The sequence below is a fragment of the Tessaracoccus zhenghani genome (assembly GCF_054552775.1).
The window spans coordinates 243,982-256,922 of the sequence record NZ_CM137275.1 but is presented as its reverse complement, the minus strand read 5'-3'; the positions used below and the strand labels follow the sequence as shown (position 1 = coordinate 256,922).

Genomic DNA, 12,941 nt, shown 5'->3' with positions numbered 1-12,941 from the left:
GGACCGCCAGCTTACACGTTGTAGGCCGCTCGGCCCTGACCGGAAGGGGGTAGGTTCCTGTCATGGCGCAGCTCAACGTCCACGAACACGGCGACACCACAGCCCCACCGCTCGTCCTCGTCCACGGCCTGACCGACGACGGCACCTGCTGGCCGGATGCCGTCGCCCGCTGGGAATCAGACTTCCGCATCCTCGCCGTCGACCAGCGCGGGCACGGCCGCTCCCCCCGCTTCACCGACGAGGAGTTGGGCCGCGTCCCCGAAGTGCTGCGCGACGACGTGGCAGAAGTGCTGCGCGAGCTGGGCCGGCCGGCATTGGTCGTGGCGCATTCGCTCGGCGGGTTGGTCGCCGCCCGCGTCGCGCAGGCGTATCCGGAGCTCGTGCGCGCCCTCGTGCTGGAGGACCCGGCCAAGCCCGCCCCGCACTGGGATGCGGCGGAGCGGGAGTTCGCGCGCCAGCAGCTCGCCTTCGTGGAGACGGTGACGGAGGACCCCGACGGCGAGGTCACCCGCATGCTGCAGGAGACGCCGTGGACGGACACCGAGCTGAAGCCGTGGGCGGAATCCAAGGCCCGTGTCGACCGTGAATACCTCCGACGGGGTCTCTACCTGGGCGACACCGCCTGGGAGGAGATGTTCACCGGGCTGAGCGTGCCGACGCTGATCCTGGTTCCCGTCAACGGCGAGATGGCCCCTGATCCCGCGAAGATCCACAACGACCTGGTGCGGGTGGTGGAGGTACCGGGCGCCGGGCACTGCATCCGCCGCGACCGCCCCGAAGCCTTCTACGAGCTCGTGGAGGCGTTCCTGCACCTGTACGTGGGCTGAGCCACCCGACGACCCGGGGCGGGCCGGCGGGGGTCAGGCCAGGTTGGGCTTGGCTACGGTGAGCGGGAGCAGCACCTTGCCGGTGGGGCCGATCTGGATCTCGGTGTCCAGCTGCGGGCACACGCCGCAGTCGAAGCACGGGGTCCAGCGGCAGTCCTCGACCTCGCGGCCGTCCAGCGCCTCCTGCCAGTCCTCCCAGAGCCAGTCACGGTCCAGGCCGGCGTCCAGGTGGTCCCACGGGAGCACCTCTTCGTAGCTGCGTTCCCGCTGGGTGTACCACTCCAGGTCGATGCCGAATTTCGCCAGCTCGTCATTGGCCGAGGCGACCCAGCGCTCGTAGGAGAAGTGCTCGCTCCAACCGTCGAACTTGCCGCCCTCGCGCCAGACGCGCTCGATGACGCGTCCGATGCGGCGGTCGCCGCGCGACAGCAGCCCCTCGACCACGCCGGGCTCACCCTCGTGGTAGCGAAGACCGATTGCGCGGCCGTAGTTGCGGTCCTGCTTGATGGTCTCCTTGAGGAGCATCAGCCGGCTGTTGATGGTCTCGGAGCTCGCCTGACCGGCCCATTGGAAGGGCGTGTGTGCCTTCGGCACGAAGCCGCCGATCGAGACGGTGCAGCGGATGTCCTTGGTGCCGGACGCCTGACGGCCGGTCTCGATGACGCGGCGCGCGAGGTTTGCGATGGCCAGCACGTCCTCGTCGGTCTCCGTGGGCAGCCCGCACATGAAATAGAGCTTGACCTGCCGCCAGCCGGAGGAGAAGGCAGTGGCGACCGTGTTGATGAGGTCGTCCTCGCTGACCATCTTGTTGATGACCTTGCGCATGCGCTCCGAGCCGCCCTCGGGCGCGAAGGTGAGGCCGGAGCGCCGACCGTTGCGCGAGAGTTCGTTGGCCAGGTCAATGTTGAACGCGTCCACGCGGGTGGACGGGAGCGAGAGCGAGACGTTGCTGCCCTCGTACCGGTCCGCCAACTGGCGGGTGACTTCAGCGATCTCGGAGTGGTCCGCCGACGACAGCGACAGCAGCCCGATCTCCTCCAGACCGGTGGCCTTGAGGCCGCCCTCCACCATGGCGCCGATGGTCTCGATGCTGCGTTCGCGGACGGGGCGCGTGATCATGCCGGCCTGGCAGAAGCGGCAGCCCCTGGTGCAGCCGCGGAAGATCTCCACGGAGTAGCGCTCGTGGACCGTCTCCGCCATGGGGACGATGGGTTTCTTGGGATAGGGCCACGCGTCGAGGTCCATGAGCGTGTGCTTGCGCACCTGGAACGGCACCTCGGGCCGGTTCGGGGCGACGCGTTGGATGCGCCCGTCGTCGAGGTAGTCGACGTCGTAGAACTTGGGCACGTAGAACGCGCCGGTCATGGCCAGGCGCAGCAGCAGCCCGTCGCGGCCGCCTTCGCGCCCCTCGGCCTTCCATTCCCGCACGATGTCGGAGATGTGCAGCGAGGCCTCCTCGCCGTCGCCGAGCACCGCGACGTCGATGAAGTCCGCGATGGGTTCCGGGTTGAACGCCGCGTGCCCGCCGGCCACGACGAGCGGCTCGTGCTCACTGCGCTGGTCGGCGTGCAGCGTGAGGCCGGACAGGTCGATGAGGTTGAGCAGGTTCGTGTACCCCAGCTCCGTGGAGAACGAGACGCCCAGCAGGTCGAACATGCCGACGGGGCGGTGGGCGTCGAGCGTGAACTGGGGGATGAGGTTGTCGCGCAGCACCTTCTCCATGTCCGGCCAGACGGAGTAGGTGCGTTCCGCGAGGATCCAGTCGCGTTCGTTGAGGATCTCGTAGAGGATGGCCACGCCCTGGTTGGGCTGGCCCACCTCGTAGGCGTCCGGGTAGGAGAGGCACCAGCGCACGCTGACGCTGTCCCAGTCCTTCACGACGGAGTTGTGTTCACCGCCCACGTACTGGATGGGCTTGCTGACGCTCGCCAGCAGCGGCTCGAGGCGGTCGAACACCGAGTGCGTGGGCAGAGTGGGCATCGTAGTCATAGCGTGGTCAAGGATATCCGCGGGGTGCGCTTTGGCCTAGCCCCGGCCGAGCGTCGCGAGTCGACGTCGCCGCGCCAACACGTCGAGCAGCACCACGAGGATCACCGAGGCGGTCAGCTGCCACAGGATCACGGGGCCGCCCGTGCCGACGGAGCGGTCGAACAGGCCGCTGACGTCCTGGAACGGCACGATGGAGAAGCCGATCATGTTGTTGACGATGTGGAGGGCGGCCGCCGCCTCCAGGCCACCGGTGCGCCACGTCAGCCAGCTCAACAGGGCACCCAGGCTGAAGTAGAAGACGTTGAGCCACGGGTCTGCCGCGCCGTGCATCACCATGAACAGCGCCGAGTTCAGGACGGCACCGACGATGAAGGCCACGACGGGAGGCCTGAACCAGGAGCCCACGGTGCGGAAGACCACGCCCCGCAGCAGGTACTCCTCTGCCGCTGCCTGGAAGGGCGTCACCAGCAGCAGCCCGATGAGCAGCCACCAGGTGTAGGGCCGGATCTGCAGCTCCAGGTCCGCGGTACCCGTCAGCGAGAGTTCGATGCCCATGTTGAGCCCGAGCACCACCAGCGACGCGGCGACGCAGATCCAGAACCAACCCCAGCGCACCCGTCCGACCACTGAATGCAGGAAGCCGGGGCGTTGTTTCACGAGGTGGCCGGTCAGCAGCGCGAATGGCAGCAACAGGCCGATGGCGATGCTGTTGGCCAGCACCAGGCCCGGCGTGACACGGCCCTCCTCGAGCATCCCCATGAGGTCGTCCGGGTCCACCGCCCCGGTGGCCACCTCGACGCCCACGGCAGCCAGCGTGGCGAGCACAGCGAAGCCGAAGAACGCCACCGCCAGGATGAGCACCACGACGATGGGGCGCCACGGGGCGATCCCCGGCGCGCGCCAGAACTGGTGGTACCCGACCGGCGTCGTCGGCATCGACGGCGGGGCCGGGATCCACGTCGGCGCAGGGAACGCCACGTCGCGTCGCTGCTCAGGCAGCGGCGGCGCCCATTGCTGTGGTGGCCCCCACTGGGGGGAGGGCTGCTGTTCGGGCGGGGGAAGCTGGCTCACAGCCCCACCCTAACCTCGTGGGGTTCCGGGTCAGAGGGCCGGGAACCAGAGCGCGATCTCACGCGCCGCGGACTCAGCCGAATCAGAGGCGTGCACCGCGTTGCGCGGGCCGCTGTCGCCGAAATCCGCCCGGATGGTGCCCGGCTCGGCCTTGGCCGGATCCGTGGCCCCGTTGAGCTCACGCACCTGGGAGACGCAGTCCGGCCCGCACAGGACGAGGGGGATCATGGGGCCGCTGGTCATGAAGGTACGCAGCTTCGGGTAGAAGTCCCGTGCCAGGTGCTCCTCGTAGTGCCGGTCCGCGAAGGCACCGTCGATGGTGCGCAGTTCCATGGCGACGATGGAGAGCCCGGCCTCCTCGTAGCGGGCCAGTACCTTTCCTGCGTTACCGGCCTCCACCACGTCGGGCTTGATGATGACGAGCGTCTTTTCGCTCACTGTGGGTTACCTCCATGCCGGTGGGCCTCAATCCTCTTGCCGAGGATCACACACGTCGCCCAGATCAAAGCGAAGATGATACCCATGGCGTACATCCACGGGGTGAGAACGCCCAATCCGATGAGGACGGCCTGGGCGGCCCATCCCGCCAGATAGCCCCAGCGCTTCCGAAGGCCGGCGAGGGCGCCGATGCACAAGAGCGTGGCCACTGCACTCCAGGCGGCCGCGACCGCGAGATCGACGCCCGAGACCTGGATCATGCCGATGTAGGCCAACCAGATGATGATCACCTCGAAGAGCAGCACCGACATGGCCGCGCTGCGCATGGGGTTGTCGGGCGCGAGGGTCACTGGGCGTCCCTCTTCTTCAACAGGTCGCGGGCCTCGCCCGCAGCGATGACGGACCCCGCGACGAGCACACCGGCCTGGACGCTGGCGGTGTCAGCCAGCATGACGGCCAGGTCCAGAGCCTCACGCATGCTGGGGGCGCGGTGCACCTTGCTGGTCTCCCACACCGTTTCGGCGACGGCGGCGAGGTCGTCGACGGGCCGAGCCCGGGAGGTCGAGGAGACCTGGGTGATGACCACCTGGTCCATCTTCTCGGCGAAGATCTCGAGCACCTCCGCGGCGTCCTTGTCCTGCATCATGGCCACGACACCGATGGTGGGCGCGAAGTCGAAGCTCTCCTCCACCGCGTCGATGGTGGCGCGGGCGGCCTGCGTGTTGTGGGCGGTGTCGATCACGATCGGCGGCGAGGTGCGCACCAGCTCCAGGCGCGCCGGGGCCTCGACGGCGCCCAGCCCCTCGACGATGATCTCCGGGTTGAGTGGCTTGCCACCCAGGAACGCCTCAACCGCCGCCACGGCGAGCACGGCGTTACGGGCCATGTGTTCCCCGTAGAGAGGCAGGAAGACGTCAGCCACAGGGCCGCCGACGCTCTCGATGCGCAGCAACTGGCCACCCACGGCGAGGCCGCGCTCCAGCAGGCCGAAATCCGGACCCTCGGCCTTCATCGACGCGCCGGCCTCGACGGCGGCGGCCAGCAGCACCTTGGCGGCCTCGGGAGCCTGGCCGGCGAACACGGCGGTGCCGCCGGGCTTGATGATGCCGGCCTTCTCCCCCGCGATCTCCGTCAGCGTGTTGCCCAGGATGTGCGTGTGGTCCATCCCGATGGGCGTGACCACGGCGACCGCCGCGTCGGCCACCGACGTGGCGTCCCAACGCCCGCCCAGGCCCACCTCCATCACCGCGACATCGACGGGGGCGTCGGCGAACGCCGCGTACGCCATGCCGGTGATGACCTCGAAGAACGTCATGGCCACGCCGTCGAGCTGCTGCTCGTCCACCATGTCGACGTAGGGCTCGATGTCCGCCCACACCTCAGCGAAGCGTTCCTCGCTGATGGGTTCGCCGTCGATCACGATGCGCTCACGCACATCCGACAGGTGCGGGCTGGAGAACCGCCCGGTGCGCAGGCCCGCGGAACGCAGCAGCGTCTCGATCATGATGGCGGTGCTGCCCTTGCCGTTGGTGCCGGCCACCTGGATGACGGGATAGGCCCGCTGCGGTTCACCGAGGAGGTCCATCAGCGCGGCGACCCTGGTCAGGCTGGGCGCCACCCGGTGCTCGGGCCAACGGCTGGTCAGGGCCGCCGTCAACGCGGCGTGTGAGGTTTCAGTCATGGTGGGGCCAGCCTACTCGGCCGGGCACCGCCCAGGAGGATTCCGCAGTGTGTAGTAACTGATTCAACCACCTTGGGTGCGCTGGTTATCATTACTTCCGAAAGCGCAGCACCCCACGGTGCCCGCAGCCCCGCACTGGATTTCTGAAGGAGCACCTACATGGCCAACAACTCGAACCTCAGCAAGCGCGCCGCGCTGCGGCAGGCTCAGGAGATGGACGAACGCAACAAGCGCAACAAGCGCATCATGGGGTTCGGTTTCGGCCTGGCGGCCCTGGTGGTCGTCGTGGTGCTCGCCATCGTCATCGTGCAGGCCATCGGCAACCGCACCTCGGTGGCAGAAGAACAGCTGACGCCGCCCGCCGCCACCGAGGGCTACGGCATCCCGCTCGAAGGTAATGCCCCCAGCGCGGACAAGCCGCACCTCGTGCTGTGGGAGGACTACCAGTGCCCCGCGTGTGCCAGCGCCCACGCAACCCTCGGCCCGATCGTGGAGCAGCTGGTCGCCGACGGCTCCATCACCACCGAGATCCGCACCGCCCACTTCCTGGATCAGGCCCGCGAGGACGGCCCCTCGTCCCGCACCGCCGTGGCGGCCGCCGCTGCAGCAGAGGTGGGTGCGTTCGAGGACTTCCACCGTGTCGCGTTCGACTTCCAGGACACCGGCTACACGGACCAGGTGCTCCGCAACGACATCCCCCAGGCCGCGGGCATCACCGGTGAAGACCTGACCCGCTACGTCGAGCTGTACAACTCCCGCTCGTTCCAGGAGTGGGTCGACAACGCGGACCAGAAGTTCCGCGACGACGCCGTCGACGCGACCCCGGCCTACGTCGTCTCCGGCCAGCGCCTGGATCTCGGCTCCATCGAGCCCACCGCCGAGGGCTTCCTCAACGCCGCGACCGCCGCCTGGGAAGAGGGCGGCAAGGAGATCGACGTCAAGCCTGAGCCCTACCAGCGCTGATCGCCTCACCCCACACACCAGCAGCCCGGACGTCCACCGTCCGGGCTGCTGCCGTTTGAGGCCCTTCCCCGGATCGGCACCAGTGGCGAATCTCGCTAAGATCAACCGCATGACTGACACCACCGCGCCCAAGGGTGCCCTGCCCGACAAGCCCGTCCTCGAAGGACTGGAGGCCAAGTGGGGCGAGGTATGGCAGACAGAGGGCACCTACGCCTTCCGTCGGCCGTCGTCGCGCGACGAGGTGTTCAGCATCGACACTCCCCCTCCCACCGTGTCCGGCTCGCTGCACGTGGGGCACGTCTTCAGCTACACGCACACCGACACCATCGCGCGCTACCAGCGGATGCGCGGCAAGGAAGTCTTCTACCCCATGGGCTGGGACGACAACGGCCTGCCCACCGAGCGCCGGGTGCAGAACTTCTACGGCGTGCGCTGCGACCCCTCGCTGCCCTACGACGCCGGCTTCCAGCCGCCCGCCAAGCCGGATCCGAAGCGGCAGATCCCGATCAGCCGCCGCAACTTCATCGAGCTGTGCCAGGAACTGACGCAGGTGGACGAGCAGGTCTTCGAGGACCTGTGGAAGCAGCTCGGCCTGTCGGTGGACTGGAACACCCTCTACACCACCATCTCGCCCGAGGCCCAGTCCGTGGCGCAGCGCGCGTTCCTGCGCAACCACGCCCGTGGCGAGGCCTACCTCGACCATGCGCCCACCCTCTGGGACGTGACGTTCCAGACGGCCGTCGCGCAGGCCGAGCTCGAGGCCCGCGACTACCCCGGCCACTACCACCGGGTCGCCTTCCACAAGCCGGACGGCGAGCCGGTGTGGATCGAGACGACGAGGCCCGAACTCATCGTGTCGGTCTGCGCCCTCATCGCCCACCCGGACGACGAGCGCTACCAGGACCTCTTCGGCACGACGGTGACCTCGCCCATCTTCGGCGTCGAGATCCCGGTGCTGGCCCACGCCGCGGCCGAGCCCGACAAGGGCGCCGGCATCGCCATGTGCTGTACCTTCGGCGACCTCACCGACGTGCTGTGGTGGCGTGAGCTGAACCTGCCCACCCGCACCGTCATCGGCCGCGACGGCCGTTTCCAGGCCGAGGCGCCGGAGTGGATCGTCAACACGGAGGCCTATGAAGGGCTGGCGGGCAAGACCGCCTTCTCCGCCCGCGAGGCCACCGTCGCCCAGCTGCGCGAGCAGGGCGACATGCTGGAGGACCCCAAGCCCACCACCCGCATGGCCAACTTCTACGAGAAGGGCGACAAGCCCCTCGAGATCGTGGCCACCCGCCAGTGGTACATCACCAACGGCGGCCGCGACGAGGAACTCAAGGCCACCCTCCTGGAGCGCGGCAGGGCCCTCGAGTGGACCCCCGAGCACATGAAGCACCGCTACGACAACTGGGTCTCGGGCCTTAACGGCGACTGGCTCATCTCGCGCCAGCGCTTCTTCGGCGTGCCGTTCCCCGTCTGGTACGAGCTGGACGCCGACGGTGAGCCGCGGTACGAGAGCCCCATCGTGGCCGACGAGGCGTCGCTGCCCATCGACCCCATGACCGACACCCCGGAGGGCTTCTCGGAGGAGCAGCGCAACCAGCCCGGCGGCTTCATGGCGGACCCCGACGTGATGGACACCTGGGCGACGTCGTCGCTCACCCCGCACCTGGCCACCGGCTGGGAGCGCGATGAGGAGCTGTTCAATCTCACCTTCCCCATGGACATGGCCCCCCAGGCCCACGACATCATCCGCACCTGGCTGTTCAGCCGCGTGGTGCGCGCGCACTTCGAGAACGGCACGCTCCCCTGGAAGCGCGCCACAATCTCGGGCTTCGTCGTGGACCCGGACCGCAAGAAGATGTCGAAGTCGAAGGGCAACGTGGTGGTGCCCACCGACATCCTCGTCAAGTACGGCTCCGACGCGGTGCGCTGGCGCGCCGCCATGGCGCGTCCCGGCCAGGATTCACCGTTCGACGAGACCCAGATGAAGGTGGGCCGTCGCCTCGCGATGAAGATCCTCAACGCCGGCAAGTTCGTGCTGTCGATGCAGGACGCGCCCGCCACGCTGGACGCCGTGACGAACCCCGTGGACAAGGCGCTGCTGCGCGGCTTGGCCGTCGTCGTGGAGAAGGCCACTGAGGAGTTCGAAGACTTCGACTACAGCGGCGCGCTCGAGGCCACGGAGACGTTCTTCTGGTCCTTCTGCGACGACTACCTGGAACTGGTCAAGGAACGCGCCTACACCGGCAGCGACGAGGGCAAGAAGTCGGCGCAGGCCGCGCTGGCCATCGCGCTGAGCGTCCAGGTACGCCTGTTCGCACCCTTCCTGCCGTTCGTGGCGGAAGAGGTGTGGCGCTGGACCAACGACTCGTCCGTGCACCGCTCCGCTTGGCCCACCGCGGAGGAGTTGTCCATCGACGGCGACGCCACGCTGCTGGCAGATCTCGCGGAGGCGCTCATCGCCATCCGCGGCGCGAAGTCCAACGCGAAGGTCTCCATGCGGGCAGAGGTGGCGAAGGCCGTCTTCCGCGGGCCGGCCGGCTCCGTCGAGCGGTTGAAGACCATCGAGCCGGACCTGCGCGCCGTGGGCCGCCTGGTGGGCGACGTGGAGTGGGTCGAGGACGGCCAGCACATCGTCGCCGACATCGAGCTGGCGCCCGTCGCCGGCTGATAGTTCCCTGAAGAGGACGAAGGGCCTCGGAGTCGAGCGACTCCGAGGCCTTCTTCGCACCCGCTCAGAAGCGCGGCGGCGGGAAGCTGGGCGCCACCGCTGCCGGAGTGCCGTTGAGGCGCTGCAGCGCCTCGTCCACTGCCGCGTCGAGCTGCTTGTCGCCGTCGGATTCCCAATCAGCCGGTCCCACCTCCACCACGATGTCCGGGTCGACGCCGCGGTTCTCCAGCCCGAAGCCGTGCTGGTCGAAGGCGATCCAGTAGCGCGGCTGTGTCACCTCGGTGCCGTCCACCAGGGTGAACCGGCCGTCGATGCCGACCACGCCGCCCCAACTGCGTTCGCCCACCACCGGGCCGAGGCCCAGGTTCTGTGCGGCGGCGGTCACGATGTCGCCGTCCGAGCCTGCGAACGGGTTCGTGAGGAACACCACGGGACCGCGCGCGGCCTGGCTGGGGTAGGTGCTCGCCCCGTCGTGGTGACGGGCGCCCACCCAGCCGATGGCCCGGCGCGTCAGCCGCTCGATGACCAGCTCTGAGGTGTGGCCCCCGCCGTTGAACCGCACGTCCACCACCACCCCGTCACACGCCATCGCGGCGTCGATGAGCCGGTGGAACTCCGCCCAGCCGCGCGCCACCATGTCCGGCACGTGCACGTAGCCGATACGCCCGCCGGAGCGTTCCCGCACGTACTCCACGCGGCTGGTCACCCACTGGTGGTAGCGCAGCGGCGACTCGTTGCTCGTGGGTACGACGGCGACCCGGCGCTTCTGGCGCCCCCTGGCCAGGGTCAACTCGACGACCTTCTCCGCAGCGCCCTGGAGGAGCGCTCCGATGTGCGGCGCGTCGGCGGTGGGCCTGCCGTCGACGGCGACGATGACGTCGCCCGGCTCAGCAGCGACGCCGGCCGCCCTCAGCGGCGACCGCGCCGTCGGGTCCGACGTCTCGCCGGGCAGGATGTCGGCGATGACCACCTCGCCCTTGGCGTTGCGGGTGAAGGTGGCGCCCAGGTAGCCGACAGACGGGCCGTCGTCGTCAGGAGGCGACACATAGGCGTGCGAGGTGTTGAGCTCGCCGACGGTCTCCCACAGCACGTCGAGGAGGTCGTCGTGCGTGGCCACGACGTCGAGCAGCGGCCGGTAGCGCGCCACGGCGGCAGCCCAGTCCGTGCCGTCGAAATCCGGCCGCCAGAAGTGGTCGCGCATCAGGCGGGAGTTCTCCTCGAACATCTGCCGCCACTCGGCACGGGGATCGATCTCGCGGCGCAGCCGGCCGAGATCGACGGCGACCCGGGCGTCCTCGTCGTCACCGGGGGCCTGCTCGGCACTCTGCACCCAGACCTCGTCGCCGTTGCGGACGACCAAACGCTCGCCGTCGCCGCTGACACCGGCGCCGTCGCAGCCCTCCACCACCGTGGTGACCTTGCGGGTCTTCAGGGAGAAGTGCTCCACGACGTCCTTGACCTCGCCCTCGACCCCGGCGCGCAGGGCGCCGAGTTCGCCGACGGAGCGAAGCGACTGCCACACGAACCCGTGTTTCGTCGCCTGGAGGTGCACGTAGCGGCCCGACGGTACGGGGAAGGGGACCATCCGGTCCTCCACTCCCCCGACGTCGAAGACGACCGAGACCTGCTCGGACTCCTTGCCGTCCTTGCCCTTCTTGCCTTCCTTGCCCGACTTCCCGGAATCGTCGTCCTTCTCGTCGTCCTCATCGGCTTCGCTGATGGCCCAGCCGTCCGGCGACGGGCCGAACGGGGCGGGCTCTGCCGCGCTCAATGGCACCAGCCACGGACGCACGGTGTTGGTGAAGGAGAGGTCGAACGTCAGTTCGTCGTAGGTGGGGTCGATGGTGCGGCTCGACAGGAACACGAGGTACTTGCCGTCGGCGGTGAACACGGGCGAGAAGTCGTTGAACTGGCCCCTGGTCAGGGTGAACGTGCGCTTCTCCGTGACGTCGTAGCCGACGAGCTGCCCGAGCATCCCCTCCTGCGCGATGGCGTTGCGCCACACGAGGTAGCGGCCGTCCGGAGACCAGGCGAAGCCCGACGCCTCACCGACGGTGGAGCGGCCGATGTCCTTGACGTTGCCGCGCGCCACGTCGACGAGGTACACCGTGCCGTCGTGGCTGCCGACGGCGATCCGGGTGCCCTGCTCATTGGGCTCGAGCGTCATGACGCGGCCGAGGCGGCCCGCTCCGATGCGGCGGGCCTTGTCGCCGCCCTCCAGCAGGCGGATCTCGAGGGCGTCCTCGCCCTCCGCGTCGGTCACCCACACCGCCTTGCCGCCCTTGTGGTCGAGGAAGCGCGGCTCCCTGACCCGGACGCCGGCGTTGTCCGCGAGGGCCCGGGCAGGACCGCCGCGGTGGGTGAGGTAGTAGGCGGCGCCCCGCCACTCCAGCAGCGACCCGTCGCCGCCGTTGTCCGGCACGATCGCCTCGAGCCTGTCGGTGGGATGCACCTGCACCGGCGACGGCGCCCCGATGCCGGTGGTCAACTCGATGAGTTGGGGCTGAGCCTTCAGGCTGGCCAGGTGGAACAGCTGGCCGCGCGAGTGGTAGACGACGCCCTGGCCGTCGCTGGTGGCGTCGCGGATGTAGCCCTCCTCGGCGGTGTGGGAGGTGTGGTTGCGCAGGTCCATGCCGTTCAGGTCCACGGACCACACCTGCGCCTGCACGTCCGGCGCGTCGCCAAGATCCGAGGTGAAGACGAGGCGGTCCCCCACCCAGGTGGGGTGGTGCAGGCCGGCCTCGATCTCCGGCAGGACCCGGATCCAGTCGCCCTGGCCGTCGCCGATGTGGAGGCGCGCGGCCATGCCGCCGCGGTAGCGCTTCCATCCCGAGGGATCGCGGTGGTTGATGGACGCGACGGCCACCCTGCCGCTGCTGTGCACGGTCGCCGAGGTGGCGCCGCCCCAGGGCAGCCGGGTGAGCTCACCGTCGAGTGAGAGCGAATACATATAGGTGTCGACCCGGTGGAGGCCCTCGTGGTCCGAGCTGAGGAGGACGTGCTGGTCATCCAGCCACCCTGAGATGACCAGCCTGCGCGTCCCCAGCCAGGTGAGCCTCCGGGTGCCGCCGTCGAGGTCGACGACGTAGGCGTCCCACCGGCCGTGGGTCGTTGCCGCGTAGGCGACCTTCGACCCGTCCGGGGAGAACCGTGGGCTGCGGGGCGTGCCTTCCGCCACGGTGATGCGTGCGGCGCGGCCGCCCGAAAGCGGCCCCAACCACAGGTCGTCGTCTGCGACGAAGACGACCTCGTCCTGATGCAGGTGCGGGAAACGTCGATAACCTCGGCTCACCCGCCCAACCTT

9 protein-coding genes are annotated in these 12,941 nt (G+C 69.1%); 3 read left to right on the top strand and 6 right to left on the bottom strand.

The window, feature by feature from the left end; translation table 11 throughout:
- Window positions 1-62: 62 nt before the first annotated feature.
- Window positions 63-827 (top strand): alpha/beta fold hydrolase, encoded by a 765-nt coding sequence (locus ACX1DX_RS01280; protein WP_459397401.1) that lies wholly within the window; start codon window positions 63-65, stop codon window positions 825-827.
- 33 nt (window positions 828-860) lie between these two features.
- On the opposite strand, the gene ACX1DX_RS01275 is transcribed toward ACX1DX_RS01280, so the two are convergent.
- The 5 genes from ACX1DX_RS01275 to ACX1DX_RS01255 are packed head-to-tail and all read right to left on the bottom strand — an operon-like array spanning window position 861 to window position 6,006.
- Window positions 861-2,807 carry a TIGR03960 family B12-binding radical SAM protein gene (locus ACX1DX_RS01275; RefSeq protein WP_459398235.1) on the bottom strand — a complete coding sequence of 649 codons (1,947 nt, stop codon included), beginning with the start codon at window positions 2,805-2,807 and terminating at the stop codon, window positions 861-863.
- A gap of 45 nt (window positions 2,808-2,852) precedes the next feature.
- Entirely contained in the window at window positions 2,853-3,887 is a 1,035-nt protein-coding gene (locus tag ACX1DX_RS01270; RefSeq protein ID WP_143570918.1) for a CPBP family intramembrane glutamic endopeptidase, read from the bottom strand.
- Between the two features lie 30 nt (window positions 3,888-3,917).
- The gene (gene ndk, locus ACX1DX_RS01265) at window positions 3,918-4,325 is read right to left on the bottom strand and encodes a nucleoside-diphosphate kinase (RefSeq protein WP_459397400.1); all 408 of its coding nucleotides are present in this window, start codon (window positions 4,323-4,325) and stop codon (window positions 3,918-3,920) included.
- A complete protein-coding gene (locus ACX1DX_RS01260) occupies window positions 4,322-4,675 on the bottom strand; it encodes a DUF4233 domain-containing protein (protein ID WP_076060610.1) in 354 nt (117 codons plus the stop codon). Before ACX1DX_RS01260 ends, ndk begins: the two co-directional genes overlap by 4 nt.
- Entirely contained in the window at window positions 4,672-6,006 is a 1,335-nt protein-coding gene (locus ACX1DX_RS01255) for a bifunctional folylpolyglutamate synthase/dihydrofolate synthase (protein WP_459397399.1), read from the bottom strand. Before ACX1DX_RS01255 ends, ACX1DX_RS01260 begins: the two co-directional genes overlap by 4 nt.
- A 159-nt stretch (window positions 6,007-6,165) precedes the next feature.
- On the opposite strand from ACX1DX_RS01255, the gene ACX1DX_RS01250 reads away from it, so the two are divergent.
- Together ACX1DX_RS01250 and valS are read left to right on the top strand one after the other, a co-directional pair.
- Entirely contained in the window at window positions 6,166-6,969 is an 804-nt protein-coding gene (locus ACX1DX_RS01250) for a DsbA family protein (RefSeq protein WP_076060606.1), read from the top strand.
- 109 nt (window positions 6,970-7,078) lie between these two features.
- A complete protein-coding gene (gene valS / locus ACX1DX_RS01245) occupies window positions 7,079-9,637 on the top strand; it encodes a valine--tRNA ligase (protein WP_459397398.1) in 2,559 nt (852 codons plus the stop codon).
- Window positions 9,638-9,701: 64 nt separating this feature from the next.
- Here the strand turns inward: valS and ACX1DX_RS01240 are convergent, their stop codons facing one another.
- Window positions 9,702-12,929 (bottom strand): S41 family peptidase, encoded by a 3,228-nt coding sequence (locus ACX1DX_RS01240; RefSeq protein WP_459397397.1) that lies wholly within the window; start codon window positions 12,927-12,929, stop codon window positions 9,702-9,704.
- Between the last annotated feature and the right edge of the window lie 12 nt (window positions 12,930-12,941).

What these genes read in the sequence shown, in the direction of transcription:
- valS (WP_459397398.1), top strand. Translation starts at nt 7,079, where the DNA reads ATGACTGACACCACCGCGCCCAAGGGTGCCCTGCCCGACAAGCCCGTC.
- ACX1DX_RS01275 (WP_459398235.1), bottom strand. Translation starts at nt 2,807, where the DNA reads ATGCCCACTCTGCCCACGCACTCGGTGTTCGACCGCCTCGAGCCGCTG.
- ACX1DX_RS01280 (WP_459397401.1), top strand. Translation starts at nt 63, where the DNA reads ATGGCGCAGCTCAACGTCCACGAACACGGCGACACCACAGCCCCACCG.
- ACX1DX_RS01250 (WP_076060606.1), top strand. Translation starts at nt 6,166, where the DNA reads ATGGCCAACAACTCGAACCTCAGCAAGCGCGCCGCGCTGCGGCAGGCT.
- ACX1DX_RS01255 (WP_459397399.1), bottom strand. Translation starts at nt 6,006, where the DNA reads ATGACTGAAACCTCACACGCCGCGTTGACGGCGGCCCTGACCAGCCGT.